Annotated in this window: 26 protein-coding genes, 3 tRNA genes and 1 pseudogene; 14 read left to right on the top strand and 16 right to left on the bottom strand. The window is 69.9% G+C overall.

Going from position 1 to position 24,347, the window contains the following annotated elements; all coding sequences use genetic code 11:
* Positions 1–9: 9 nt before the first annotated feature.
* Positions 10–1,485, top strand: a complete 1,476-nt coding sequence (locus KBY71_RS00150; protein WP_254926980.1) for an AAA family ATPase — start codon at positions 10–12, stop codon at positions 1,483–1,485.
* Between the two features lie 117 nt (positions 1,486–1,602).
* Entirely contained in the window at positions 1,603–1,776 is a 174-nt protein-coding gene (locus KBY71_RS00145) for a hypothetical protein (protein WP_254926979.1), read from the top strand.
* 12 nt (positions 1,777–1,788) lie between these two features.
* Here the strand turns inward: KBY71_RS00145 and KBY71_RS00140 are convergent, their stop codons facing one another.
* Positions 1,789–2,604, bottom strand: coding sequence for a mechanosensitive ion channel family protein (locus KBY71_RS00140; protein WP_254926978.1), 816 nt, complete (start codon positions 2,602–2,604; stop codon positions 1,789–1,791).
* A 96-nt stretch (positions 2,605–2,700) separates the two neighbouring features.
* On the opposite strand from KBY71_RS00140, the gene KBY71_RS00135 reads away from it, so the two are divergent.
* Complete coding sequence (locus tag KBY71_RS00135; protein WP_254926977.1) at positions 2,701–3,855, top strand: aminotransferase class V-fold PLP-dependent enzyme; 1,155 nt, start codon at positions 2,701–2,703, stop codon at positions 3,853–3,855.
* A gap of 72 nt (positions 3,856–3,927) precedes the next feature.
* Positions 3,928–4,317, top strand: coding sequence for a hypothetical protein (locus KBY71_RS00130; RefSeq protein ID WP_254926976.1), 390 nt, complete (start codon positions 3,928–3,930; stop codon positions 4,315–4,317).
* Positions 4,318–4,386: 69 nt separating this feature from the next.
* Here the strand turns inward: KBY71_RS00130 and aqpZ are convergent, their stop codons facing one another.
* From aqpZ to yidD, 4 genes are all read right to left on the bottom strand, one after another.
* Positions 4,387–5,115, bottom strand: a complete 729-nt coding sequence (gene aqpZ / locus KBY71_RS00125; RefSeq protein WP_254926975.1) for an aquaporin Z — start codon at positions 5,113–5,115, stop codon at positions 4,387–4,389.
* Positions 5,116–5,243: 128 nt separating this feature from the next.
* Positions 5,244–6,755 carry a UDP-N-acetylmuramoyl-L-alanyl-D-glutamate--2,6-diaminopimelate ligase gene (locus KBY71_RS00120; protein WP_254926974.1) on the bottom strand — a complete coding sequence of 504 codons (1,512 nt, stop codon included), beginning with the start codon at positions 6,753–6,755 and terminating at the stop codon, positions 5,244–5,246.
* A 27-nt stretch (positions 6,756–6,782) separates the two neighbouring features.
* Positions 6,783–7,055 carry a glutaredoxin family protein gene (locus tag KBY71_RS00115; RefSeq protein WP_254926973.1) on the bottom strand — a complete coding sequence of 91 codons (273 nt, stop codon included), beginning with the start codon at positions 7,053–7,055 and terminating at the stop codon, positions 6,783–6,785.
* 15 nt (positions 7,056–7,070) lie between these two features.
* Complete coding sequence (gene yidD, locus KBY71_RS00110; protein ID WP_254927048.1) at positions 7,071–7,319, bottom strand: membrane protein insertion efficiency factor YidD; 249 nt, start codon at positions 7,317–7,319, stop codon at positions 7,071–7,073.
* A 167-nt stretch (positions 7,320–7,486) separates the two neighbouring features.
* Between yidD and rpsD the strand changes: the two genes are divergently transcribed.
* A complete protein-coding gene (gene rpsD, locus KBY71_RS00105) occupies positions 7,487–8,095 on the top strand; it encodes a 30S ribosomal protein S4 (protein ID WP_190389071.1) in 609 nt (202 codons plus the stop codon).
* Between the two features lie 107 nt (positions 8,096–8,202).
* Here rpsD and KBY71_RS00100 read toward each other — a convergent pair whose 3' ends face one another.
* The 6 genes from KBY71_RS00100 to KBY71_RS00075 form a co-directional block, all read right to left on the bottom strand.
* Positions 8,203–8,565, bottom strand: coding sequence for a hypothetical protein (locus KBY71_RS00100; RefSeq protein WP_254926972.1), 363 nt, complete (start codon positions 8,563–8,565; stop codon positions 8,203–8,205).
* On the bottom strand, positions 8,566–9,450 hold the full coding sequence (gene trpC / locus KBY71_RS00095; protein WP_254926971.1) for an indole-3-glycerol phosphate synthase TrpC: 885 nt from the start codon (positions 9,448–9,450) through the stop codon (positions 8,566–8,568).
* Between the two features lies 1 nt (position 9,451).
* Entirely contained in the window at positions 9,452–10,924 is a 1,473-nt protein-coding gene (gene lpdA, locus KBY71_RS00090; RefSeq protein ID WP_254926970.1) for a dihydrolipoyl dehydrogenase, read from the bottom strand.
* A 38-nt stretch (positions 10,925–10,962) separates the two neighbouring features.
* Entirely contained in the window at positions 10,963–11,793 is an 831-nt protein-coding gene (locus tag KBY71_RS00085) for an RNA methyltransferase (RefSeq protein ID WP_254926969.1), read from the bottom strand.
* A 1-nt stretch (position 11,794) separates the two neighbouring features.
* A complete protein-coding gene (locus KBY71_RS00080; RefSeq protein ID WP_254926968.1) occupies positions 11,795–12,043 on the bottom strand; it encodes a hypothetical protein in 249 nt (82 codons plus the stop codon).
* Between the two features lie 9 nt (positions 12,044–12,052).
* Positions 12,053–12,136, bottom strand: a tRNA-Leu gene (locus tag KBY71_RS00075).
* Positions 12,137–12,302: 166 nt separating this feature from the next.
* Between KBY71_RS00075 and murA the strand changes: the two genes are divergently transcribed.
* The 5 genes from murA (at position 12,303) to KBY71_RS00050 (ending at position 16,780) form a co-directional block, all read left to right on the top strand.
* Complete coding sequence (murA, locus tag KBY71_RS00070) at positions 12,303–13,652, top strand: UDP-N-acetylglucosamine 1-carboxyvinyltransferase (protein WP_254926967.1); 1,350 nt, start codon at positions 12,303–12,305, stop codon at positions 13,650–13,652.
* Positions 13,653–13,664: 12 nt separating this feature from the next.
* Positions 13,665–13,746 (top strand) — tRNA-Leu (locus tag KBY71_RS00065).
* The gene (locus KBY71_RS00060) at positions 13,722–14,996 is read left to right on the top strand and encodes an aspartate aminotransferase family protein (RefSeq protein ID WP_254926966.1); all 1,275 of its coding nucleotides are present in this window, start codon (positions 13,722–13,724) and stop codon (positions 14,994–14,996) included. The genes KBY71_RS00065 and KBY71_RS00060 overlap by 25 nt, the downstream gene beginning before the upstream one ends.
* Before the next feature lie 7 nt (positions 14,997–15,003).
* Positions 15,004–16,227: a folylpolyglutamate synthase/dihydrofolate synthase family protein gene (locus KBY71_RS00055; RefSeq protein WP_254926965.1), complete on the top strand. Its 1,224-nt coding sequence runs from the start codon at positions 15,004–15,006 to the stop codon at positions 16,225–16,227.
* A 31-nt stretch (positions 16,228–16,258) separates the two neighbouring features.
* Entirely contained in the window at positions 16,259–16,780 is a 522-nt protein-coding gene (locus KBY71_RS00050; protein ID WP_254926964.1) for a pentapeptide repeat-containing protein, read from the top strand.
* Here the strand turns inward: KBY71_RS00050 and KBY71_RS00045 are convergent.
* Genes KBY71_RS00045 through KBY71_RS00035 form a run of 3 tightly spaced genes read right to left on the bottom strand, consistent with a single transcriptional unit; the run spans position 16,764 to position 19,893 of the window.
* Positions 16,764–18,182 (bottom strand): FAD-binding oxidoreductase, encoded by a 1,419-nt coding sequence (locus tag KBY71_RS00045; protein ID WP_254926963.1) that lies wholly within the window; start codon positions 18,180–18,182, stop codon positions 16,764–16,766. The genes KBY71_RS00050 and KBY71_RS00045 overlap by 17 nt on opposite strands.
* Positions 18,173–19,468, bottom strand: coding sequence for an amidohydrolase family protein (locus KBY71_RS00040; protein WP_254926962.1), 1,296 nt, complete (start codon positions 19,466–19,468; stop codon positions 18,173–18,175). Before KBY71_RS00040 ends, KBY71_RS00045 begins: the two co-directional genes overlap by 10 nt.
* The gene (locus KBY71_RS00035; RefSeq protein WP_254926961.1) at positions 19,465–19,893 is read right to left on the bottom strand and encodes a DUF4359 domain-containing protein; all 429 of its coding nucleotides are present in this window, start codon (positions 19,891–19,893) and stop codon (positions 19,465–19,467) included. The genes KBY71_RS00040 and KBY71_RS00035 overlap by 4 nt, the downstream gene beginning before the upstream one ends.
* 90 nt (positions 19,894–19,983) lie before the next feature.
* Here KBY71_RS00035 and KBY71_RS00030 point away from each other — a divergent pair, with 90 nt between their 5' ends.
* Together KBY71_RS00030 and KBY71_RS00025 are read left to right on the top strand one after the other, a co-directional pair.
* Positions 19,984–20,190 (top strand): hypothetical protein, encoded by a 207-nt coding sequence (locus tag KBY71_RS00030; RefSeq protein WP_254926960.1) that lies wholly within the window; start codon positions 19,984–19,986, stop codon positions 20,188–20,190.
* Positions 20,191–20,238: 48 nt separating this feature from the next.
* Positions 20,239–20,311 (top strand) — tRNA-His (locus KBY71_RS00025).
* A gap of 50 nt (positions 20,312–20,361) precedes the next feature.
* Here KBY71_RS00025 and KBY71_RS00020 read toward each other — a convergent pair.
* Together KBY71_RS00020 and KBY71_RS00015 are read right to left on the bottom strand one after the other, a co-directional pair.
* Complete coding sequence (locus KBY71_RS00020; RefSeq protein ID WP_254926959.1) at positions 20,362–21,429, bottom strand: DUF1611 domain-containing protein; 1,068 nt, start codon at positions 21,427–21,429, stop codon at positions 20,362–20,364.
* A complete protein-coding gene (locus KBY71_RS00015; RefSeq protein WP_254927047.1) occupies positions 21,423–22,523 on the bottom strand; it encodes an enolase C-terminal domain-like protein in 1,101 nt (366 codons plus the stop codon). Before KBY71_RS00015 ends, KBY71_RS00020 begins: the two co-directional genes overlap by 7 nt.
* A 140-nt stretch (positions 22,524–22,663) precedes the next feature.
* Between KBY71_RS00015 and miaB the strand changes: the two genes are divergently transcribed.
* Entirely contained in the window at positions 22,664–24,046 is a 1,383-nt protein-coding gene (gene miaB, locus KBY71_RS00010; RefSeq protein WP_396095043.1) for a tRNA (N6-isopentenyl adenosine(37)-C2)-methylthiotransferase MiaB, read from the top strand.
* 32 nt (positions 24,047–24,078) lie between these two features.
* A pseudogene (locus KBY71_RS00005) lies at positions 24,079–24,347 on the top strand (D-alanine--D-alanine ligase); the annotation flags it as partial.

Raw genomic sequence — 24,347 nt, 5'->3', positions numbered from 1 at the left:
CATCCCTCCGTGACCGACAGCTGGGCCGACCAACTCGATCTGCTGATCCGGGCCCGCACCCCGATCCTCTGGATCCGCAGCCTGGAGGAGGAACGGGTGGAGACCCTGCTCGAGCAGGCCGCCCAACGGCTGGGGGGCCGCACCCTGCTGCGCTGGGATTTCATCGATGGCCTGAGTGGCGCCCCGAACCGCAGCGGGGAAGCCGCCCGCAACCCGATGGCGGCCCTCGCCTGCCTCGACCCGCTGCCACCCGAGCAGGGGGCCCTGCTGGTGCTGCGAGATTTCCATCGCTACTGCGAAGACGCGGGTGTGTGCCGCCGGCTGCGCAACCTGGCGGCGAGCCTGCGCCAGGCCCCTCGCACCCTGGTGATCACCGCCCCCGACTGGTCGATCCCCCGGGAACTGGAGGACAGCATCACCCTGCTGGATCTGCCGCTGCCGGCTGCCGACGAGATCCGCTGCTTGCTGAGCACGATCGCCAACGCCAGCGGCCAGCCCCTGGCTGCCGCGGTGTGTGAGCAGCTCACGGCGGCCTGCCATGGCCTCAGCGAACAGCGGGTGCGCCAGCTGGCCGCCCGGGCCCTCGCCCGGAGGGGCCAGTTGGGGGAAGCGGATCTGGCCGAGGTGCTGGAGGAAAAGCGCCAGGCGATCGCCAAGAGCGAGCTGCTCGAGTACTGCCCCAGCGAGGCCACCCCAGCCGACATTGGCGGCCTGGAGGCGCTGAAGCACTGGCTGGAGCAGCGCCACATGGCCTTCAGCGAGGAGGCGATGCGCTACGGCCTGCCCCTGCCCCGGGGTGTGCTGCTGGTGGGGCCCCAGGGCACCGGCAAGTCGCTCACCGCCAAGGCCATCGCCCACAGCTGGAGCATGCCGTTGCTGCGACTGGATGTGGGGCGGCTGTTCGCCGGGCTGGTGGGGGCCTCGGAGGCCCGCACCCGCGACATGATCCAGCGGGCTGAAGCCATGGCCCCCTGCGTGCTCTGGATCGACGAAATCGACAAGGGATTTGGCGGGGACGCCCGCAGCGATGGTGGCACCAGCCAGCGGGTGCTGGGCACGGTGCTCACCTGGATGGCGGAGAAAACCAGCGCCGTGTTCGTGGTGGCCACCGCCAACGGCGTCGACAAGCTGCCGGCCGAACTGCTGCGCAAGGGGCGGTTCGACGAGATCTTCCTGCTGGATTTGCCCAGCGCTGAGGAACGGCGGGCGATCCTCGATCTGCAACTGCGGCGGCGCCGGCCCGAGCACACCATTCCCCTGGAGGTCCTGGTGGACCGCACCGCCGGGTTCTCGGGGGCTGAGCTGGAGCAGACCGTGATCGAGGCCATGCACCTGGCCTTTGCGGAACAGCGGGAATTCGGGGAGGCCGACCTGATCGCCGCCGCCAGCCAGGTGGTGCCGCTGTCCCGCACCGCCAGGGAGCAGCTCGAAGCCCTGCAGATCTGGGCCAGCAGCGGCCGGGCCCGGCCAGCCAGTCGGGCTTGAGGGGAGGCCCTGATGTCGGGGCGTAACGAACTCCGACACCAGGTAACAAGCTCCCGCTCAGGCCAAGACCACCAAGGCCAGCACCCCTACGGTCTGGCCCATGCCGCCCGCCGCACCATGACCCCGACCCCCAACAGCCGCCCTGAACTGGTGAGCCAGCTGGCCGTGGCCTGCCTGGGTGCGGGGGTCGTGACCACGGTGGCGGTGGCCCAGGGCCAGAACCCCCTCACCGCCCTCGGCATCACCCTGTTTTCTGCCGTGGCCGCCGTGATGGTGGGTCAGGTCATCTAGTTCACCGGTGATCTAATTCACCGACGAGCTCGCCATCGCCACGGGAATCCGGGGAACCGGGAACCCATTGCTGCCGAGCACCTCCACAATCATCCGGTTGGTGTCGAAATACACCTGCCAGTAGGTGCTGGTGTGGGTGTAAGGCCTCACCGCCAGGCGGGGGCCACGCTCGCTGAATTCGAGCACCTCCACATCGGCCGCCATGCCTTCGAACTGATTGGGCACGCGCTGCACACCTTCCTTGAGCAGGGCGATGGCCCGGGCCACATCGGCTGAATTGTCGAGCTGGGCCACCAGGTCCACCCTGCGGTAGCCGTGCACCGAATAGTTCTGGATGGTGTCGCCGAACAACTTGCCATTGGGAACGATGTTGCGCACGTTGTCGGGCGCCAGCAGAGACGTGACAAACATGCCGATCTCCTCGACGGTGCCGGTGATCCCCGCGGCCGTGATGAAGTCGCCCACACTGAAGGGGCGGAAGATCTGCAGAAAGACGCCGGCGGCAAAGTTGCCGAGCATGCCGCTCCAGGCCGCACCGATCGCCACGCCGGCGCCGGCCAGCAGGGCGGCAAAGCTGGCGGTCTGAATGCCGAAGAAGCCCAGAATCGCCACCACCAGGATCACCCGCAACACCGCCGCGAGGATGTTGATCAGATAGCCGACAACCGTGACATCCAGGCTGCTATGGCGCAAACTTTTGCGCAAAATGCGCATCGCCATCTGAATCAGCCAGCCGCCGGCGATCCACAGGGCAACGGCGCCCACCAGCTTCAGAACAAAGGGCACGATCGTGCTCGCCACGAGCACGGAAAGATCCGGAATGGGCATCGCCAAGGTGAACCAACGCGGTGAAGGGATCACCTTCGGGGATGACTCCCCCGCCCGTCAATGCAATGCCAGGATCCCGGGAAACGGGTGCCGGTGATGGCTGCTGATTTCCGGGCCCAGCTGCCCGCCCTGGCCAACAAGACCTACTTCAACTACGGCGGCCAGGGCCCCCTCCCCACCCCCGCACTCCAGGCCATCACCACCGCCTGGCAGCAGATCCAGGAGCTGGGTCCGTTCACCGGCGCGGTGTGGCCCTTCATCGAACAGACGACCGGCCGGCTCCGCCAGCACCTGGCCCGCTGGTTCGGGGTGCCCCCGCACCGGCTCGCCTTCACCGAAAACGTGACCAGCGGCTGCGTCTTGCCGCTCTGGGGACTGCCCTGGCAGCCGGGTGACGAGCTGCTGATCGGCGACTGTGAACACCCCGGGGTGGTAGCTGCCTGCCGGGAACTGGCGCGCCGCCAGGGGCTGCAGCTGGCCACCCTGCCCGTGGCCGATCTGCGCGGCACCCCCGCCGAAACCGAAGCCCGGGTGCTGGAGCGGCTGGAGCAAAGGCTCACCCCCGCCACCCGGCTGGTGGTGCTCTCCCACCTGCTCTGGAACACGGGCCAGCTGATGCCGATCACCGCGGTAGCCCAGCAGCTGGCCGGCCACAGCCGCCACCCCTGGCTGCTGGTGGATGGGGCCCAGTCGCTGGGCTGCATCCCCCTGGACCAAGCCGCCGCCGCCGCCGACATCTACGCCTGCACCGGCCACAAGTGGTGCTGCGGGCCTGAAGGCCTGGGGGCGGTGGCCCTCTCCGAACGGGTGTTGGAGCAGGCCCAGCCCACCCTGATCGGCTGGCGGAGTCTCCGCTCGGAGGCCAGCGGCAGCAGCAGCTTCCACAGCGACAGTCGGCGCTTTGAGGTGGCCACCTCCTGCGTGCCCCTCTATGCCGGACTGGAGCAGTCGCTGCAGCTGCTGGAGGCCGAAGGCAGCGCCGAGGAGCGACTGGCGCGGATCCAACGAAGCAGCCAACGGCTCTGGCAGGGGCTTGGGGCCATCCCACGGGCCCGGCCGCTGCTGGAGGTGGCCCCGCCGGCGGGGCTGGTGAGCTTTGAACTGGAGGGCGAAGGTCCCGAGGCCACAGTGAACCGTCTGGGCCAGCAGTCCATCTGGGTGCGGAGCCTCGACGAGCCCCATTGCCTGCGGGCCTGCACCCACATCACCACCACCGATGACGAGATCGACCGTCTGTTGGGCAGCCTCTAGCTTCACGGCGCCAGAGCCACGCTGTCAAAAAGAACAACTCTGGCCACAGTGAAGAGGACCCGGAGTCTCTTCATGTCACCCCTCCGCACCCACGGGCGCTTGCTGCTGCTGAGCGCCTGCAGCGCCGGCCTGAGCTGCACCGCGATGTTTGGCACGCCGATCGCAGCCCCGCCCGCCGCCCAGGCGGCCACCGAGCAGAAAGCCTCTCCCTACGCCGCTGCCCAGGACGCCACCGAACGCCAGGCGGAAGCCGGCACCGCCGCGGCCCTGCAACAGCTTCAGGGCACCAAGGCCGCCGGCAGCACCAAGGAGTCACCCTTTGCCGGGGCCAAGGAGAGCGATGGCGCCACCAAAGCCGCGCTGCGGGTGGAGCGCACCAAACTCTGGTGGCTGCTGCTGCCGGTTGGCCTGGCGGCGATCAGCTACGGGGCCCTGCGCTCCCAGGAGGAAGCCCCGAACTGATCGAGCCGGCCTGGGGCTGGCGCTCTGGTGGTGGGGGCAGGAGGGTCGTCCCGTCAGAGGGGCGTCCCCTCAGGCGGTGGGACGACCACCATCGAGCAGCTGCCGCTGCACCCAGCCCGCCAGCAGGGCCCCGACGATGGGAGCCAGCCAGAACAGCCAGAGCTGGCCCATCGCATCCCCACCGACCCACAGGGCCACACCGGTGCTGCGGGCGGGATTCACCGAGGTGTTGGTGACCGGAATGCTGATCAGGTGGATCAGCGTCAGCGACAGCCCGATCGGCACCCCGGCCATGCTCGCGATGGCATCACGGTGGGTGGTGCCGAGAATCACCAGCAGGAAGATGAAGGTGAGCACCACCTCGATCAGGAGGGCCGACACCAGGCCGTAGCCGCCCGGGGAGTGGGCTCCGAAACCATTGGTGGCGAGGGGATTGGAACCGGAGAGTTCAAAGCCCGGCCGGCCACTGGCAATGCCGTACAGCAAGCCGCCCGCCAGCGTGCCGCCCAGCACCTGGGCCACGATGTAAGGCAGCAGATGGGATCCGGGCATGCGGCCACTCGCCCACAGCCCAAAACTCACGGCCGGATTGATGTGGCAACCGGAGATATGGCCGATGGCATAGGCCATGGTGAGCAGGGTGAGGCCGAACGCCAGGGACACGCCCAGGAAACCCAGGCCCAGGGGGTTGGCATCGGCCTGGGCGTAGGGGAAGACGGCCGCCAGCACGGCGCTGCCGCAGCCACCGAACACCAACCAGAAGGTTCCGATCAGCTCAGCCAGGAAACGCCTGGACATGGGTTGGGCCTGGGACATCGGCAAAAACCACCGGAGACAACAGATCCGCGCACGGTACGCAACGCAGAAGGGGGCGGCCAGAGGTCCGTCGTGATTGTTGGCGATCACCCCTGAACCATCCCACCCCCTCAGACCCGGCGCCTCCGCAGCGCCTTCTCCGCCTCCTCGCGGTCGTCAAAGTGGATCTTGGTGGTGCCGAGGATCTGGTAGTCCTCATGGCCCTTGCCGGCGATCAGCACCAGGTCCCCCGGCGCGGCATCGGCAATGGCGGTGGCGATGGCCGTGGCCCGATCCCCCTCCACCGCCACAGGCCGGCCCAGCGGGCGGCCGGCGGGAATGCCGGCCACCACGTCGGCCAGGATCTGCTGGGGATCTTCAGTCCGGGGGTTGTCGGAGGTGACCACCACCTGATCGGCCAGTTCGGCCGCGATGGCGCCCATCTGGGGCCGCTTGCTGCGGTCGCGGTCACCCCCGCAGCCGAACACACAGATCAGGCGACCGGCGGTGAAGGGGCGGCAGGCGGCGAGGGCATTGGCCAGGCCGTCGGGCGTGTGGGCGTAATCGACCAGCACGGCCGGGTCGCCGGCCCCATCGCCCACCAGCACCCGCTCCATCCGCCCGGGCACGCCGCGGAAGCTGGCCAGACCCGCCAACAACTGGGGCAAGGGGATGCCCTGCTGAACCAGGGCGCCCACGGCCTGCAACAGGTTCATCAGGTTGAAGCGGCCCAGCAGGGGGGAGTGGAAGGCCCCCTCCCCCACCGGCGTCTGCACCACCCCCCGCACCCCGTCGGCGCCGAGCACCAGATCCCGGATGAACAGCTCGGCGCCAGGATCCTCGAGGGAACTGCGCCAGCAGGCCGAACCGAGCCGCGCGGCCAATGGGGCACCCCAGGGGTCATCGCCGTTGACCACCGCACGGCTGCCGCTGCCATCCCAGAGGGGCGGCGCAAACAGCCGGGCCTTGGCCTCGAAGTAGGCCTGCATCGACGGGTGGTAGTCGAGGTGGTCCTGGGTGAGGTTGGTGAACACCGCCCCGGCGAAGTGGCAACCCGCCACCCGCTGCTGATCGAGGGCGTGGGAGCTCACCTCCATGGCCGCAAGCTGGGCACCGGCCTCCACGGCCTGGGCCAGCTGGGCCTGCAGCAGATCGGCAAAGGCCGTGGTGTGCTGGGCGGTCACACTCTGGCCGGGCCAGCGGTTGACCAGGGTGCCGAACAGGGCCGTAGGGCGGCCGGCATGGCTGGCCAGGTGCTCGATCAGATGGGTGGTGGTGGTTTTGCCGTTGGTGCCGGTGACCCCGATCAGGGCAAGGCGGCGACTGGGCTGGGCCCAGAACGCGGCCGCCAGCAGACCCGCCCAGCCCGCCAGGGGTTCGGGACTGACCAGCACCGCATCGCCGGGGCCCGGGGGCTGGGCCGCCGCGGCCGCCGGGCTGATCACGGCCGCCACAGCGCCGGCCTGCAGCGCCTGGGGCCAGAAGCAGCCGCCATCCACCTGGGTGCCCGGCAAGCCCACAAACAGGGTGCCCCGGCCCACCCGGCGGGAGTCGCAGCTGATGCCGCTCACCTCCCCATTGGGCAACCCTTCCGGCAGCTCCAGACCCACGTCCCGCAGGATCGGATGGAGCAGCTGGGTCATGGCACCAGATGGCTGAATGGCGCCTTTCTAAGCGTCCTGGCCTGAAAAACCGTGCTTCTGCAACCAAACCCGCAGGCTGTCCCCCGTCAGCCGTGGGGGCACCCGGGGCAACACCTGTTCCCCGTGGGGTGAGCGCAGCACCAGCACCGGCACCTCCAGGCCAAAGCGGGCCTGGAGAGCGGGATCGCCATCCACGTCGATCCGCACGAGCGCCTGGGGCAACGCCAGGGCCTGCAGCTTCTCGGCCAGGCCCTCACACAGGCAGCAGCCCTGACGGGTCATCAACACCAGAACGGGCATCACGCGAAACGGCCGTCAATCGGGAACGGGATCACACCCGCAGGGGGTGAAGGGGTGGCAGCGCAACAGACGCCGCAGGGTGAGCCAGCTGCCCCGCCAGGCCCCATGGCGGCTGATCGCCTCGAGGCCGTAGGCGCTGCAGCTGGGGATGAAGCGGCAGCGGGGGCCCAGCAGCGGCGAGATCCACTGGCGGTACAGACCGATCAGGGCCAGCAACAGGGCCGCAGCCCACCGGGCCAGCCGCCCCCGATCCGAGGCCTCCAGCGAGGCGAGGCCGGGCTGGGTCTGGAGCTCAAGGCTGGGCGGCCCAACCGATAAGATCGACCGTTGGCGCGGCAAGGCGCGGGTTTGCGGGGTTTCCCCAGCATGCTCGATGCCGCAGCGCCATTGGGGCTCCCCTTGGGATCCCTTCGTCCTTCGAACTCGACTTCATGTCTCGCTACCGCGGCCCTCGCCTGAGGATCACGCGGCGCTTGGGAGACCTTCCCGGTCTCACCCGTAAGTCCGCCAAGCGGTCTTATCCCCCCGGTCAGCACGGCCAAGCCCGTCGCAAGCGCTCCGAATACGCCATCCGCCTCGAAGAGAAGCAGAAGCTTCGCTTCAACTACGGCATTTCCGAACGTCAGCTGGTTCGCTACGTCAAGAAAGCCCGTGCCCAGGAGGGTTCCACCGGAACCAACCTGCTCAAACTGCTCGAGAACCGTCTCGACAACATCTGTTTCCGCCTCGGCTTCGGCCCCACCGTGCCCGGTGCCCGTCAGCTGGTGAACCATGGCCACGTGACCGTGAATGGTCGCGTCGTGGACATCCCCAGCTACCAATGCAGGGCCGGCGATGTGGTGGCCGTGCGCGAGCGCAAGCAAAGCAAGAAACTGGCCGAAGGCAACCTGGAATTCCCGGGTCTGGCCAACATCCCGCCCCACCTCGAGCTCGACAAGAACAAGCTCGTCGCCAAGGTGATCAGCAAGTGCGAGCGCGAGTGGGTCGCCCTCGAGATCAACGAACTGCTGGTGGTGGAGTTTTACTCCCGCAAGGTGTGATCCAGCGGCTGCCCGGGTCGTTTCCCAGCCCTCGCCCTACGGCGGGGGCTTTTTGTTGTGGCGCCACCAACGGCAGGCCGGTGCCTGCCCAGGCATCCGCCGCTCCCTCAATCGCGTTTGCGGGCGGGGAAAGGCATGGTGGCGAAAGCCAACATCGCCAAGCCGAGCCCAACCGACTGACCGCCTTGATTGTTGATACTGACAGCAATCAAACTGTCGTTGGATACAGCCCTAGTCTTCATTCCAGCAAGGCCATTATTGATCAAAATCAGCCCAGATATTCCAAATAGAACCCGGGCGACAATGCCACGCGAAAGCCAGCTAGAAATGATCTCCAAAGGAGATCGTTGTTCCACCGGAAAGCGGGCTCGGTGCTCCCGCTCCGTTCTGGCCAGAATCGCCTCAATCTCCTGCTGACTGGGTTGGGGCTTGGGGGGTAACCCTGGAACCGGGGGCAGAGAATCGGACATCTAGCCCCCGATCAGGGTTTCCAGCGCCGCCGTGACGTCGGCCTGACGCATCAGGGATTCGCCCACCAGCACCGCATCGGCGCCGGCGCTCTGCACGCGATCGAGGTCGTCGCGGCTGAACAGGCCCGACTCGCTCACCAGCAGGCAACCCTTGGCGCGGATCTGGTCGCCGTAACGGGCGGTGAGCTGCTCGGTGGTGGCCAGGTCCGTGTGGAAGGTGGCCAGATCCCGGTTGTTGATGCCGATCAGCTCCACCCCGTCGAGGGCCAGCACCCGCTCCAGCTCCTCCCCGTCGTGCACCTCCACCAGCACCGCCAATCCCAGGGCCTTGGCCACCTTGAGCAGGTAGGCCATGTCCACATCCGTGAGGATCGCGGCGATCAACAGGGCCGCATCGGCTCCGGCGGCGCGGGCCTGGTACAGCTGGTAAGGGCTGAGAATGAAGTCCTTGCAGAGCAGGGGCAGCTCCACCACCTGGCGCACCTGCACCAGCACCTCAAAGCCCCCCTGGAAAAACGGCTTATCGGTGAGCACCGAGAGGCAACTGGCGCCTCCGGCGGCGTAGCCCTTGGCGATGGCTTCCGGGTCGAAATCCTCGCGGATCACCCCCTTGCTGGGGCTGGCCTTCTTCACCTCGGCGATCACCGCCGGTTTGCGGCAGCTGGCCCGTAGGGCCGCCAGAAAATCGCGGGGCGCCGGCAACTCGGCCACCTGCTGCTTGAGCTTCTCGAGGGGCACTCGTTCGCGGGCCACAGCCACTTCACGGTCCTTGGCCCACACGATTTCTTCGAGGATGTGGCGTGGGGCCTCGTCCTCGTGGGGGATGGCGTATTCCAGGAAGGCCACCTTCACCTTGGGGTTGGGGGGCCGGCGACGGATCTCCATCTCAGGCCCCCACGGCGGCGGGAAGCATGGCCGCAGCGGCCTGCTTGTAGGCCACTTCCACCACCTCGCTGAGGGTGGGGTGGGTGTGCACCTCGGTGGCCAGTTGCACCACGCTCTGGCGACGGGCCACGGCGTTGGCGATCTCCTGGATCAGGTCGGCGGCATGGAGGCCGTAGATGTGGGCCCCGAGCACCTCGCCGGTGGCCTTGTTGAACAGCAACTTCATCAGGCCATCGCTGTCGAGCTCGGCCAGAGCCTTGGAATTGGCCTTGAAGTAGCTGCGCACCGCGCCCAGCTCGAAACCCTCCTGGGCTGCCAGCGCCTTGGCATCGGCCTCGCTCAGGCCCACCGAGCTGATCTCCGGATGGGTGAAGGTGGCCGCCGGGATGGAGCGGTAGTCGATGCTGCGGCTGTGGCCCAGGATGTTGTCCACGGCCACGGTGCCCTGGGCAGCGGCCGTGTGGGCCAGCATCATCTTGCCGGTGACATCCCCGACGGCCCAGAGGTGGGGTACGGGCTCGCCGCCCACCAGCACCCGCATCCGGTCATCCACCGGAATGAAGCCCCGCTCGGTCTCCACGGCCACCGAGGCCAGGTTGAGCTCGGCGCTGCTGGGCACCCGCCCCGTGGCCACCAGCACCGCATCCACCTCGAGGGTCTCCACCGGCTCCCGGGTCTGCATGTCCACCAGCTCGATCCGCACCGGGGCGCCAGGCTGCACCGACTGGGCCAGCACACCGGCCCGGGCGTCGATGTCGCGGCCGTCAATCAGGTTGCGGGCGGCGATCTTGGCGATGTCGGGATCGAAGGTGGGCATCACCCGATCCAGGGCTTCGATCATCGTCACCTCACAGCCGAGGGCCGTGTACACATCGGCAAACTCCAGGCCGATGTAGCCGCTGCCGATGATGGCCAGCCAGCGGGGCAGCCACTCCAGGTTCACCGCCTCATCGCTGGTGAACACGGTGCGGCCGTCGGTCTCGATGCCGCGGGGCACGAAGGGCTCCGAGCCCGTGGCCAGGATCACCTCACGGGCCTTGAGCACCCGATCCACCCCGTTGATCTCCCGCACCCCCACGCGCTGGCTGCCCTCCAAGCGGCCCGTGCCACGGATGATGGTGACGCCGGCACGCTCCAGGGTCTTGGTGAGATTGGTGCGGATCGTGGCCACCAGCTGGTTGGCGTGGTCGGCGATCTTCTGACGCTCAAAGCGCACCGGAGCCGCATGGATACCGAAGCCGGCGAGGTGCTCGGCATCCGCCAACTCCCGCACGCGGCCACTGGCGGCCAGCAGGGCTTTGGAGGGCACGCAGCCGCGGTTCACGCAGGTGCCACCCATGTCCCGGCTCTCGATGATCGCCGTACGCAGGCCATGGTCAGCGGCGTGTTTGGCCGCGTCGAAACCGCCGTAACCGGCACCGATCACGATCACGTCGTAGTCGAAACCTGATCCGTGGAGGGGGGCGTCGCTCACCGGGCAGCACTGCGGTTGTTGCCGGGCATTCTCCCCCGTCAGGTTCCGGCCCGCTGGCGCAGGCGCTCCAGCAGCAGCGGAGCCGCGGCCACCGCCACATTCAGGGATTCCACAGCAGGGCTGTGGGGAATGGTGACCCGCTGGCTGGCCAGGGCAGCGAGTGCGGGGGAGATGCCGGCCCCCTCATTGCCCAGCAGCAAGACGGTGGGTCGGGTCCAGTCGAGCTGCCAGTAAGGCTGGGGCGGCAGCGGCCCTGCCCCGGGCAGCAGGGTCACCACCACCTGCCAGCCCGCGGCCGCCGCCGCCGCCAGCCACTGCTCCAGCTCCAGCCGACTCCCCCGCCGCAGCGGCAGGGCCAGGGCCGCCCCGGCGGAAGCCCGCAGCACCTTGGGCTGGAAGGGATCGGCCCCATCGCCCAACCACAGGGCTCCCACTCCAGCCGCCAGGGCCGTGCGCATGAGAGTGCCGAGATTGCCGGGATCCTGCAGGCCATCGAGGGCCAGCACGAAGGGTGCTGGAGCATCCTGCGCCGGAGTCGGCGGCGGCAGGGTGAGCACCACCCCATCGGGCTGGCGGGTCGTGGCCACGGCCTCCAGCACCTCCTCGCTCACCAACCGGCGCTCCCATCCCTGCGGCAGGGCCCCGACCAGGGCGGGGTGGGCCTCCAGCCAGGCCGGAGTGACCAGCAGATCCCGGGGATGGAGCTGGAGCCGCAGCACCTCCTGCAGCAGGTGGGTGCCCTCCAGCAGGATCAGGCCCTCCTCCCGTCGTCCGCGGGCGTCATGGAGCTGACGCAGCCGTTTCACCAGCGGGTTGCGGCGGCTGGTGATCGGCTCCAGGCCGTTCAGGAGCTCCTCGCCGGGAACCACCTCAGAAGGCCTGGTGACGCCGCACGTGCAGACCGTCGTGAATGTTCAGGTCCTTGCCGTCGAGATCCAGGCCGCGAACGGAGGCCACTTCCCCCTTGAGGCCTTCGGCCTGCAGATTCTGGACCAGCTTTTTCAGCACGATGTCCTCGATCGTCGACTGATCGAGACCTTCGGGGGTAAGGCTCTCAAGAAACTTGCCCAGCTTCGAGGCCATCACCTCAGAGGCGTTGGTGATCTTGAGGACGATCATGGATAAAAGTGCGGATGGGGAGACTTGAACTCCCACGACATTGCTGCCACTAGTACCTGAAACTAGCGCGTCTACCAATTCCGCCACATCCGCGTGGCTGCCGCCGGAGCGACTGGCAAAACATACGCCATCGCGCGACCAGCCACCCCACTCGAGCCAACCCAGACGAGGACCAGATGAGACAGTTTGGACGGCGGCCGTCTAGACGGTCTCACTGTTTGTTGTCAAGATGCGGTCTCTAGAGCTGGGCAGTCGTTCCATGGGCCTGATCGCTGTCCCCTCCCCCACCCAAACCTCCACCCCCTTTCAGACCACGGCCAATCCCCAGCTGGAGATCCGCGGCGGGCGGCGCCTGTCCGGGGAGCTGGAGGTGAGCGGCGCCAAGAATTCGGCCCTGGTGCTGATGGCCGCCTGCCTGCTCACCCGCGACACGATCCGGTTGCGCAACGTGCCGCCCTTGACGGACATCGCCGCCATGGGCGAGATGCTCGGCAGCCTCGGGGGTCGGGTGGTGCGCCACGGCGATGCCCTGGAGCTCAACGGCGACGCCATCAACAACTCCACCGCCCCCTATGAGCTGGTGAACAGCCTGAGGGCCAGCTTCTTCTGCATCGGCCCGCTGCTGGCCCGGATGGGCATGGCCAAGGTGCCCCTGCCCGGCGGCTGTCAGATCGGCACCCGGCCCGTGGTGGAACACGTCAAGGGGCTCAAAGCCCTGGGCGCCCAGGTGACCATTGAGCATGGGGTCGTCACCGCGGTGGTGCCCGGCCGTGGCCATCGCCTTACCGGCGGCCGCATCCACATGGACTGCCCCAGCGTCGGGGCAACCGAGACCCTGATGATGGCGGCCGCCCTTGCCGATGGCGAGACGGTGATCGACAACGCCGCCCTGGAACCGGAGGTGGTGGATCTGGCCGGTCTGCTGATCGCCATGGGAGCCAAGGTGCGCGGTGCCGGCACCCCCACCATCACGATCGTGGGGGTGGACCGCCTCCATGGCGCCGACTACGCCGTGATCCCCGATCGCATCGAAGCCGGCACCTTCCTGCTGGCCGCTGCCATCACCCGCTCCCACCTGCGCGTGGCACCGGTGATCCCCGAGCACCTCGGCGCCGTGCTCACCAAACTGGAAGAAGCCGGCTGCACCTTGGAGCACGACGGCATCGGCCTCACCCTCAAGGCCGACCACCTCAACGCCGTTGACCTGCGCACCCAACCCTTCCCCGGCTTCCCCACCGACCTCCAGGCTCCGTTCATGAGCCTGCTGGCCACGGCCAAGGGAACCAGCGTGATCACCGAAAACATCTTCGAGAACCGCCTGCAGCACGTGGCAGAGCTGCAGCGCATGGGCGCGGCCATCCGCATGCAGGGCAACACCGCCTTCGTCGAAGGGGTGTCCCGCCTGAGTGGCGCTCCGGTGCAGGGCACCGACCTGCGGGCCTCCGCCGCCATGGTGCTGGCCGGCCTGGCGGCCGAAGGCATCACCACCGTGAGGGGCCTGGAATTCCTGGATCGCGGCTACGCGAATCTCGAGGGCAAGCTCAACGCCGCCGGCGCCTGCATCGAGCGGGTCAACGCCCCGGGCAGCAGCGCCAGCATCGCCGCCTAAGCTCTCGACTGCGGGAGCGTGCCGGAATTGGTAGACGGACTCGACTCAAAATCGAGCGCCTTCGGGCATGTGGGTTCGAGTCCCACCGCTCCCATCTCGCCCATCACCAGCTCAGGCCTGTCCGCCTCAGCGGTGATGGACACCTACGCCCGCTTCCCGATCAGCCTCACCCGGGGCCGGGGGGTGTGGGTTTGGGACAGCACGGGCAAGCGCTACCTCGACTGCGTAGCCGGCATCGCCGTCTGCACCCTGGGCCACAGCGACCGGCGGATGCAGCGGTCCCTGGGCCGCCAGCTGGGCAAGCTCCAGCACGTCTCAAACCTCTACCGCATCCCCGAACAGGAGGAGCTGGCCGCCGCCATCACAGCCCGGAGCTGCCTGGATCGGGTCTTCTTCTGCAACTCCGGCGCCGAAGCCAACGAGGCCGCCATCAAGCTGGCGCGCAAGCACGGCCACACGGTGCGCGGCATCCCCACCACGGGAGCGTCCGGGGAAGGCCTGGCACCACTGATCCTCACGGCCCAGGCCAGTTTCCACGGCCGCACCCTGGCCGCCGTCACCGCCACGGGCCAGCCGAAGTACCACCAGGGCTTCGAGCCGATGGTGCAGGGCTTCCGCTATTTCCCCTACAACGACACGGCCGCCTTCGAAGCCCTGCTGGCCACCTGCGAGGTGCAGGGTCCGCGGGTGGCCGCCGTGCTGCTGGAGCCGATCCAGGGCGAGGGCGGGGTGCACCCCGGCAACCGCGCCTTCTTCCAACGGGTGCGGGAGCTCTGCGACGCCCACAACATCCTGCTGATCTTCGATGAGGTGCAGATCGGCGTCGGCCGCAGCGGCCAGCTCTGGGGCTACGAACAGCTGGGGGTGGAGCCCGATGCGATCACCCTGGCCAAGGGCCTGGGCGGCGGCATCCCGATCGGCGCCCTGGCGGTGAAGAGCGCGGTGGATCACTTCCGCCCCGGGGAGCACGCCAGCACCTTCGGCGGCAACCCCTTTGCCTGCCGGGCCGGTCTCACGGTGCTGGCTGAGCTGGAGCGCCGAGACCTGCTCAGCCATGTGCAACGGATGGGGGGGCTGCTGCAGGAGCTGCTGGCCGAATTGGTGAGCCGCCACCCAACCCTGCTGGAGGGGGTGCGGGGCTGGGGACTGCTCCAGGGGCTGGTTCTGCGGGCCGAGGCTCCGAGCGCTCCGGAGATCGTGAAGGCCGCCATGGAGCAGGGACTTCTGCTGGTGCCTGCTGGCCCCCAGGTGGTGCGCTTCGTGCCGCCGCTGGTGATCCAACCGCGCCATCTACGCCTCGCCGTAGACCGGCTCGAGCGTGCCCTGCTCAGCCTTGGCGCCTGAACCAGGATTGGCGTCTGAGCCCGACGACTTCGCCGACCTGATCGAGCCCTTCAGCCGTCGCGGCGTCGACCTGGGCCTCGATCGCCTGCAGGCCGCCCTGGCCGAGCTGGGCCATCCCGAGCGCCGCTTCGCCGCCGTGCAGGTGGCCGGCACCAACGGCAAGGGCTCGATCTGCACCCTGGTGCACCAGGCGCTGCTGGCCAGCGGCATCCGCGCCGGGCTCTACACCTCACCGCACCTGGTGAGCTGGACCGAGCGCATCCGGCTGGGCGATGCCCCAATTGCCGCCCCGGCCCTGCGCCGCCACCTGGAAACGGCCACGCCGATCGCCCGCCACCACCAGCTCACGCCCTTTGAGCTGGTCACCGCCGCGGCCTTCCTCGCCTTCGCAGAGGCGAACTGCGAGCTGGTGGTGCTGGAGGTGGGACTGGGGGGCCGGCTCGACGCCACCACCTGCCATCCCCAGCGGCCCGTGATCGGCTTTGCCTCGGTGGGGCTCGACCACGCCGAGTTTCTCGGGCCGGATCCAGCCCGCATTGCCGCCGAAAAAGCGGGGGTGCTCCAGCGCGGGGCCGTGGCCATCAGCGCCCCCCAGACCCCGGACGTGGCGGCGGTGCTGGAGGCCCAGGCCGAGGCGGTGGGGGCCGAGCTGCGCTGGGTGGCGCCCCTGGATCGGCAGCAGTGGCCCCTGGGGCTGCCCGGGGCCGTGCAGGCGACCAACGGCGCCGTGGCCCTGGGGATGCTGCAGGCCCTGGCGGAACGGGGCTGGCCGATCAGCGCGGCCACCATCCGCCAGGGCTTCTGGGCGGCCCGCTGGCCCGGCCGGCTGCAACGGCTCACCTGGCGCAACCAGCCCCTGCTGGTCGATGGGGCCCACAACCTCCCCGCCGCCATCGCCCTGCGGGCCGAACTCGATGGCCACCCGGAGCGCCATGGCCTGCCCCCCGGACCGCGCCACTGGGTCCTGGGAATCCTGGCCAACAAGCAGGGGCCGGAGATCCTCCAGGCCCTGCTGGGCCCCGCCGACCAAGCCTGGATCGTGCCGGTGCCCGGCCACCCCTGCTGGAGTCCGGAGGCCCTGGCCGCCGCCTGCCCCGCCCTGGCCGCCCAGCTCCATCCCGCCCCGCACCTGGAGAGGGGCCTCGAGCAGGCCAGCTCTCCGGCGCCGATTGTGGTGGCGGGCTCCCTCTACCTGATCGGCCACCTCCTGGGCAATCCACGGGTGGGCTGAGCCAGAGTGAGGGGCCGCGGCCCTGCTCCCCATGTCCCCCCTCCTCGGCCGACTGGCTACCGCCCTGCGCCGGCGCAGCCTGGGCCTGGCCCTCCTGGTGCTGATCGGGCTGCTGGGACTGGCGCCGCTGCCGGCGGCCGCCGAGTTCTCCGGGGTGGACTACACGCTCACCAACCAAAACGAGCAGGATTTCAGCGGCCAAAACCTGGCCAACACCTCCTTCGCCGGGGCCACGGGCCGCCACGCCAACTTCAGTGGCGCCGATCTGCACGGCGCGATCCTCACCCAGGCCGCCTTCCCGGAGGCCAACTTCGCCGGCGCCGACCTCAGCGGCACCCTGATGGACAAAGTCGACCTGTCCGGAGCCGATCTCAGCGGAGCGATTCTCAGCGGCGCCATCGCCTCGGGCAGCAGCTTCCGCGGCGCCACGGTCACCGATGCCGACTTCAGCGACGCCCTGATCGACCGGGTGGACCAGCGCTCCCTCTGCCGCGACGCCGAGGGCACCAACCCGATCACCGGCGTCGACACCCGCCTCAGCCTGGGCTGCTGAGCCAGCCGCGCAGTTTGCCCGGATTGAGCAGGCCGGCCGGGTCGTAGGCGGCCTTGGCCGCCACCTGGTCGGCATCCACCACCCCCAGGCCGCCGTCTTCAACGGTGAGCACATGGGGGTTGAACAGCACCGCTCCCGCTGCCCGGCAGTCGGCCATCAGGCGCTGGAGGGCCTCCTCGCCCCGCCAGCGCACCAGCGGCAGGGCCGCCAACCGGGCTGCCCCCTGCTGCCGGACGGCCTCCAGGTGCCAGAGCAGGTCGTCGCCCCAGCCGGCCCGCAGCTGCTCCAGACAGGCCGTCTCGGGCTGGGGCAACAGCAGTTGCAGGTAGGTCCAGCCCCGGTGCTGGGCGCGCCAGTGCAGGGTGGTGTGGTTCCAGCTGAGTTCGCGCAGGGGCAGGCCCCGGCTCTGCCCCTGGGGGGCTTGCCAGCACAACACACCACCGCGGGCCGCCAGCCAGTCCGGCAACACCTCCAGGGTGTCGGCAGCGGCGAGCAGCAGCAGGCGATGCTCCCCCGCCCCGGGCTTCGGGCAGCTCGCCGGCCAGGGCAGCTGCTGGGCCACCGGCGCCTCCATCAGGCTGAGGGCGTTCAGCAGCAGGGCCGTGGCGGGAAGGGCCTGGGCCGCCGCCAGGGCCTGGGCCCAGCTGTCGAAGCCCACCACCAGCTCCTGCCAGGCCCCGGCCTCCGTGGTGGGCAGGCGCAGGGCCGTCAGGATGCCGTTGGTGCCGTAGGCGTGGTTGAGCGGGGCACTGGCCGCCGCGTCGAGGCGCAGCAAACGCGGCTCGGGCTCCACGGTCACCACCTCCAGGCCCAAGAGGTTGCCGGCATCCCTCAGGAACCCCCAGCGCAGCGAGCCGATGCCCCCAGAGCCGCCGGCGATGAAACCGCCGATGGTGGCGCTGCGGGCCGTGCTGGGCACCAGCCGCAGGGCCCGGCCCCGGGGTGCCAGCTGATGGTCGATCGCCCCCATCAGGGCGCCCGCCTCCACCTCGATCACCCCGGTGGCGTCGTCCAGGTGCCGCAGCCGGTTGAGACCGGACAGATCCAGCACCAGGCCCCCGTGCAGCGGCACACACTGGCCGTAGTTGCCCGTGCCGGCGCCCCGCACCGTCAGGGGCACACCGTGGCGGGCGCAGGCTCCGGCCACCAGTCGCACCTGCTCCACGCTGGAGGCCGCCGCCACCAACTGGGCCCGGCAGTGCTCGAGCACGGGCACCAGCACGGGCGAGTAGTCGTAGTAGTCGCGGGAGAGGCGCTCCAGCTCCGCGGGCGACTCCGCCCCCAGCAGCGGCAGCGCCGGATCGCTCCGCCGCAACTCCGCCGCCAGGGCGGCGATCCGGGCCTCGGGGCAGCGGTCGGGTGCGGGATCAGCCACGGGGTAGAGCAGGGGGCTCAACCCCATGGAAGCAGCAGGGCCGAGGGCTGCTCGGCCTCGGGCGGCGGCAGCCACTGGCCGGCGCGCAGCACCCGCCGCTGGGGCGGCCGGGCCAGCAGCTCCCCCCAGGTGCCGGCGCCCAGGAGCACCAGGTCGGCCGGTCCGCCGACGCGCAGCACCCCATCCCAGGCCAGATCCAGCACGGCCGCTGCCGCGGTGCTGAACGGAGCCAGGCCGAGGCGCTGCCAGGGCATCAGCTGGCAGAGCGGTGCCGACCAACGCAACAGCTCCACCGCATCGAAATCGCCGCCCGGATACCAGGGGTCCTGCACGTTGTCGCCGCCGAGGGCCAGCCGCACCCCCGCCCGCTGCAGGCTGCGGATCGGCGCCAGGGGCCGGCGGCAAGGGGTGCGGCCAGCGGCGCGCGCCAGCAGCCAGAAGTTGGTGGTGGGCAGGGCCACCACGGCAATGTCCGCTGCAGCCAGCCGCTCGGCCAGCTGGTCGCAGGCCCGGGGAGGCAGCAGGGCCATGCTGCTGGCGTGGCTGCAGGTGATCGGCACCGCCCGGCGCTGCTCCAGGGCCCCACGGGCCACCAGATCAACGCCGACTCCGGGATGGGCGTCGGATTCGTCCACATGCAGATCCACGCCACAGCCGAGGCGCTCGGCCAGGTCGAGCAGGGCCAGCAGGGCCTCGCGGTCGGCGGCGCGGCGGGATCGGCCCTGGCCATAGGGAGGCCCGATCACGCCGCCCAGCAATCCCTGGGCAGCGGCCACCCGCCGGGCCAGGGCCTCCCCTTCCGGACTGAGCCAATGGGCCATCGGCGCCAGGGCCACCAGCTGCAACTCCACCCGACCGCTCCAGCGCTGGCGCGCCTGCAGCAGGGCGTCCCAGCTGGGCTGGGCCCCAGGCCCCACGCTGTCGACATGGCTGCGGATCGCCCGCACACCGTTGCGCCAGGCCCGCTCCAGGGCCCGCCCAGCCCGCTCCGCCACCTGCTCAGCAGTGCGTTCGGCGTACTCCCGCTGGTTGGCCGCCAGGGCTGCCGCCATGGTGCCCTCCCGATTCGGGAAGGCGTCGCCGCTGAAGGCCTTGTCGAGGTGGGCGTGGGGCTCCACCAAAGGGGTGAGGGCGAGCGGCAGGGCCTGCACCGCGTCAGGAGCCCGCGGCGCCAAGGGCTCGATCGCGGCGATGGAGGCCCCGGCCACGGTGATGCGCAGCGGCACGAGGCCATCGGCGTCGGCGCTAAAACCGCTCACCAAGCGCGGATCCAGCAGCCCCCGGGGCAGGCGCAGGTCCAGGAAGCGGGTCACTGTTCGGCCTGGAGGCGGTCGCTGGCGGCACGCACCAGCACAAACTGACCCGCCACCCCAACCACCGTGGAGCGGAAGCGCGGCACCCGCCAGCGCAACAGGCTCTGGCCGCCGATCTCGCTGGTGTAAAGGCTCAGCACACCGAAGTTGCTGCGACGGGTGTGGTGGGCCACCACGGTGCCCAGGGCGGCCCGCTGGGCTTGCACCAGCTCCTGGCAGTTGGTCACCGCCATGCGCATCAGCACCGGCAAGCCCCCATCCCTGCAGAGTTCCTCACTGATCTCATCCACCAAACGCTCGGCCGCAAAGGCCTGGAAGTCGGCGGGGCCAGGATTGGTGATGGCCAGCCCGGCCGCGGCCAGAGCCACCACCACCAACCCAGCACCCCAGGGAGCGCGGGCGGAAACCGCCGGGTGACCAGACAAGCCAGGGGAGTCATCAGGCACGCCCACGTTGGCACCAAATCCTGGTGCCAGCCGCCAATCACGCTTGAATGCGGCATCAGAATGGCGGAGATGGAACAAAAACTCGTCGCCACGGCCCTTCTCGCGGCCATCGCGGCCTTTCTGCTCGACCCCAGCTCAGCCGCCTTGGTGCGCAGTCAGCTCGGGGCCCAGCTGGGCCAGCTGGGTGCCCTGACGGCGGTACTGCCCCAGCTGCCCACCGCGGCCGGCATCCTCTGCCTGGTGGCGATCCCGATCCTCTGGCTCAAGCCCCACTGAATCGGGCTTCTCCACAAGAGGTGGCTTGGTACATTGGCGCTGATCACGGCGGGCGTAGCCAAGTGGTTAAGGCAGCGGCTTGTGGCGCCGCCATTCGGGGGTTCAAGTCCCCTCGCTCGCCCTTGTAGACCCAACCACCTCGTCCCCGCGGCGAGGTGGTTTTTTTTGCCTTCAAACGGCCACCAGGGCATCCAGCAGGGGAGCGGCCCCCTGCCGCACCGGATCGGCACAGGGCAGGCCGGTCTCCGCAGCTGTGGCCAGCAGGGCGGCGGTGGCTGCGGCAGTGGAGAGCCGGGCAGTGTTGAGCGCCACGGCCCGCACCCGGGGCCGCAGGCCATCGGGCCGGCCCAGGGCGGCCAGGGACTCCAACGCCCCAATCAGCTCCGGCAGGGGCGCGATCGGCACCGGCGCCGCCCCCGGCCGGGTGCGCACGTGGGTCTGGCCGGCCCGGTGCACCAGCAGCAGATCGGTGGGTTGGCTGCCGCGCAGCAAGGGCAGGGTGGCGGTGGACCCGGGATGGCCAAGCGATCCCTGACCCTCCACCAACACGAGCGTCTGCGGCCCTGCCCCAGCCGCGGCCGCCAGCACCGCCGCCTCCACGGCGCCGGCGGCGTAATCCACCCGCACCGCATCGAGAGCCACACCAGTGCCGGCGATCAGGATCCCCGCCTGGCCCGTGCCCACAAAGCGGGCATCCAGGCCCCGACGCTGGGCCTCGGCCTGCAATTCCAGGCAGGCGCTCATCTTGCCCACGGCCATGTCGGAGCCCACCGCCAGCAGCCGCCGGCCGGGCAGGGCGGCCGCCCGGGCGGTGGCCACTTCCAGCCCATCCGGCTCCTGGCGCAGGTCCCAGATCCACTGGCCGGGCCGGAGCGGAATGGCGGCGAACTCCGGGTCGTCAGCCAGCCGGCCGTGCAAGCCACTGGCCAGGCTCAGCCCCGCCTGCAACGCGGCCCGCACATCGGCCCGCATCCCCTCCGGCAAGCGGCCGCCGGAGGGGGCCAGCCCCACCACGGCCACCTCGGGGCCGTAGGCCAGGGCCGCCGCCATGTCGGGCACCACAGGGACGGCCCGGTCGATGCCGGTGGTGGCCTTGAGGTCGGCGCCAGCGAAGGCCGGATCGATCACCGCCACGATCGGCCCGGATCGGTAGCGCAGCATCGCCAGGCCGGTCTTGCCGGAGAGGTCGTCGAGGCCGCCGTGCAGCAGCAGCACGATCGGAGCGGAGGCGCTCAACATGCTCGATCGCCTGCCAAGCAGGTGTGCAGATCAATGCCCAGGCCGGGGCCGGGGGGCGGCACCAGCCGATCAGCCGCCAGGTTCAGCCCGGCGAAGGGGTCGTCCACCAGGTTGAGGTGGCTGTCGAGATCGGGCCAGGTCACCAGGGGCAGCAGCTGGGCAGCGGCGCCGTTGAGCAGGGCGGCATCGGAGTAGCAGCCCACCATCACCCCCAGCCCCAGCCGCCGGGCCGCCTGGGCCATCACCCAAGCCTCGGCAAGGCCACCGCTTTTGAGCAGTTTGATGTTGATGCCATCCACATAGGGTGCTAGCCGCACCAGATCGGCCAGGTTCCAGCAGCTCTCGTCGGCCACCAACGGCATCGGGCAGTCGAGCTCCAGGGCCTCGAAGCCAGCCGTGTCGAGCTCCGGGTCCCGCAGGGGCGGCAGGGGCTGCTCCAGCAGCACCACCCCAGCGCGCTCCAGGGGATCGAGCATGGCCCGGGCCGTACCCAGATCCCAGCCGCCATTGGCATCCACCTGCAGCTCACAGGGCCCACCGGTGCTCTGGCGCCGCTGCTCCAGGGCCGCGGCCACGGCCGCCAGCAGGGCCAGGTCGTGGGCTACCCCGTCAGGGCTACCCAGCTTGAGCTTGATCCGGGTGGCGGGCAGCTGCAGCCACCAGCGCTCGAGCCGCGCCAGGACAGCCTCGGGGGGGCCTAAGCCGAGGGTGACGCTGGTGGCGACACAGGCCCCCGGATCCAGCCCCCAGAGCCGGTGCAGCGGCTGGTTCAACCGCTTGCCCCACCAGTCGTGCAGGGCCAGATCGAGGCCACAGCGGGCCGGCGGGCTGAGGGCCGCCAGCAGGGGCTCCAGGGCCTGAAGGGGCTGGGGTGCCAGGGCCTGCAGCTGGGGGGCAACTGCCTCCAGTTCCGCCGCAACGGCATCGGTGGCGTAGTGGCGGTGGCCGGTGTCAAAGCCGCCCGTCTCGCCGATGCCCGTGAGCCCGTCGTGCTCAAGGCTCACCAGCAGGTGCTCCACCGCCGCCGTCGTGCCGCGGCTGATGGCCAGGGGCACGGCCTTGGTGAGCTGAAAGCGTTGCAGGCGAAGCTGCATCAGGGCTAGGGCGCTGCCCTCAAGCTGACACGCGTCAGGCACGCCTCCTGCAATCCGTACAGCTTGTACAGACTTCCGACACCAGCCCAGGGCCCTCCTGCCCCCCACCACGACCACCGGCACCCCAGCCACGGAACCCGATGGCCGAAACTGATCCCATGCAGGCCACCACCCTCAGCCCACGCGGCAGCTACTGGATCACCACCTTCGGCTGCCAAATGAACAAGGCGGATTCCGAGCGCATGGCCGGAATCCTGGAAGCCATGGGCTACCGGGCCGGCGACGACGAGCACACGGCCGATCTGGTGCTCTACAACACCTGCACGATCCGCGACAACGCGGAGCAGAAGGTGTACAGCTACCTGGGGCGCCAGGCCCAGCGCAAGCGCACCAACCCCAACCTCACCCTGGTGGTGGCGGGCTGCGTGGCCCAGCAGGAGGGGGAATCCCTGCTGCGGCGGGTGCCGGAGCTGGATCTGGTGATGGGCCCCCAGCACGCCAACCGGCTCGATGTGCTGCTGGCCCAGGTGGAGCAGGGCCAGCAGGTGGTGGCCACCGAGGAGCACCACATCCTCGAAGACATCACCACCGCCCGGCGCGACAGCCAGGTGTGCGGCTGGGTGAACGTGATCTACGGCTGCAACGAGCGCTGCACCTACTGCGTGGTGCCCTCCGTTCGAGGCCAGGAGCAGTCGCGCCTGCCCGAGGCCATCAAGCTGGAGATGGAAGGCCTCGCGGAGCGCGGCTTCAAGGAGATCACCCTGCTGGGCCAGAACATCGATGCCTACGGCCGCGACCTGCCCGGCATCACCCCCGAAGGCCGCCGTGCCCACACCCTCACCGACCTGCTCCATCACGTCCACGACGTGGCAGGGATCGAACGGATCCGCTTCGCCACCAGCCATCCCCGTTACTTCACCGAGCGGCTGATCGACGCCTGCGCCGACCTGCCCAAGGTGTGCGAGCACTTCCACGTGCCCTTCCAGAGCGGCGACGACGCCGTGCTCAAGGCGATGGCCCGGGGCTACACCGTGGAGCGCTACCGCCGCATCGTCGAGCGCATCCGCGAGCGCATGCCCGATGCCGCGATCAGCGCCGATGTGATCGTGGCCTTCCCGGGCGAAACCGACGCCCAATTCCGCCGCACCCTCGCCCTGATCGAGGAGATCGGCTTCGATGCGGTGAACACCGCCGCCTACTCGCCGCGGCCCAACACCCCCGCCGCCGACTGGCCGGACCAGCTGAGCGAGGCGGTGAAGGTGGAGCGCCTGCAGGAGATCAACGCCCTGGTGGAGCAGCAGGCCCGCCAACGCAGTGCCCGCTACGCCGGCCGGATCGAAGAGATCCTGGTGGAGGGCACCAATCCCAAGGATCCCCAGCAGGTGATGGGCCGCACCCGCACCAACCGACTCACCTTTTTCCCCGGTGAGCGCGCCGATGGCCGCCCCATTGAGGCCGGGGAGCTGGTGACGGTGCAAATCGAAGGGGTGCGCGCCTTCTCCCTCAGCGGCAAACTGACCTGAGCTTTGGCCCCCTGGGGCCCCTTCCGGCCGGCATGACCCGATCCCCCCTTCCCGTTGGTCTGATCTTCGGGGGGGCCTCCGGCGAGCACGCCGTCTCGATCCGCTCGGCCGCCACCGTGGCCGCCGCCGTGCGGCATGCCGACAACGCCGGGCACTACGCGCTGCGCTGCTTCTACATCGATCCCGACGGGCGCTGGTGGGGCTCGGACGTGGCCGAGGCGGTGCTGGCCCAGGGCACCCCGGTGCGGCCTGAGCAGCTGCCCCAGCCCCTACCGGAGCCCGGCTTCCGCGGCTTCCCGGC

It is taken from the genome of Cyanobium sp. T1B-Tous (genome assembly GCF_024345475.1).
In the GTDB taxonomy this organism is placed as follows: domain Bacteria; phylum Cyanobacteriota; class Cyanobacteriia; order PCC-6307; family Cyanobiaceae; genus Cyanobium_A.
Note: the sequence above shows the minus strand (reverse complement) of the source record. Positions and strands in the feature narration are given on the sequence as shown.

Excerpts from the sequence above, each read along its gene's own strand:
- KBY71_RS00015 (WP_254927047.1), bottom strand. The coding sequence starts at position 22,523 with ATGCAGCTTCGCCTGCAACGCTTTCAGCTCACCAAGGCCGTGCCCCTG.
- KBY71_RS00050 (WP_254926964.1), top strand. The coding sequence starts at position 16,259 with ATGTCCCCCCTCCTCGGCCGACTGGCTACCGCCCTGCGCCGGCGCAGC.
- murA (WP_254926967.1), top strand. The coding sequence starts at position 12,303 with ATGGGCCTGATCGCTGTCCCCTCCCCCACCCAAACCTCCACCCCCTTT.
- miaB (WP_396095043.1), top strand. The coding sequence starts at position 22,664 with ATGGCCGAAACTGATCCCATGCAGGCCACCACCCTCAGCCCACGCGGC.
- rpsD (WP_190389071.1), top strand. The coding sequence starts at position 7,487 with ATGTCTCGCTACCGCGGCCCTCGCCTGAGGATCACGCGGCGCTTGGGA.
- KBY71_RS00140 (WP_254926978.1), bottom strand. The coding sequence starts at position 2,604 with ATGCCCATTCCGGATCTTTCCGTGCTCGTGGCGAGCACGATCGTGCCC.
- KBY71_RS00100 (WP_254926972.1), bottom strand. The coding sequence starts at position 8,565 with ATGTCCGATTCTCTGCCCCCGGTTCCAGGGTTACCCCCCAAGCCCCAA.
- KBY71_RS00130 (WP_254926976.1), top strand. The coding sequence starts at position 3,928 with ATGTCACCCCTCCGCACCCACGGGCGCTTGCTGCTGCTGAGCGCCTGC.
- KBY71_RS00120 (WP_254926974.1), bottom strand. The coding sequence starts at position 6,755 with ATGACCCAGCTGCTCCATCCGATCCTGCGGGACGTGGGTCTGGAGCTG.
- trpC (WP_254926971.1), bottom strand. The coding sequence starts at position 9,450 with ATGGAGATCCGTCGCCGGCCCCCCAACCCCAAGGTGAAGGTGGCCTTC.
- KBY71_RS00020 (WP_254926959.1), bottom strand. The coding sequence starts at position 21,429 with ATGTTGAGCGCCTCCGCTCCGATCGTGCTGCTGCTGCACGGCGGCCTC.
- KBY71_RS00030 (WP_254926960.1), top strand. The coding sequence starts at position 19,984 with ATGGAACAAAAACTCGTCGCCACGGCCCTTCTCGCGGCCATCGCGGCC.
- aqpZ (WP_254926975.1), bottom strand. The coding sequence starts at position 5,115 with ATGTCCAGGCGTTTCCTGGCTGAGCTGATCGGAACCTTCTGGTTGGTG.
- KBY71_RS00045 (WP_254926963.1), bottom strand. The coding sequence starts at position 18,182 with ATGGGGTTGAGCCCCCTGCTCTACCCCGTGGCTGATCCCGCACCCGAC.
- KBY71_RS00145 (WP_254926979.1), top strand. The coding sequence starts at position 1,603 with ATGACCCCGACCCCCAACAGCCGCCCTGAACTGGTGAGCCAGCTGGCC.
- KBY71_RS00115 (WP_254926973.1), bottom strand. The coding sequence starts at position 7,055 with ATGCCCGTTCTGGTGTTGATGACCCGTCAGGGCTGCTGCCTGTGTGAG.
- KBY71_RS00135 (WP_254926977.1), top strand. The coding sequence starts at position 2,701 with ATGGCTGCTGATTTCCGGGCCCAGCTGCCCGCCCTGGCCAACAAGACC.
- KBY71_RS00080 (WP_254926968.1), bottom strand. The coding sequence starts at position 12,043 with ATGATCGTCCTCAAGATCACCAACGCCTCTGAGGTGATGGCCTCGAAG.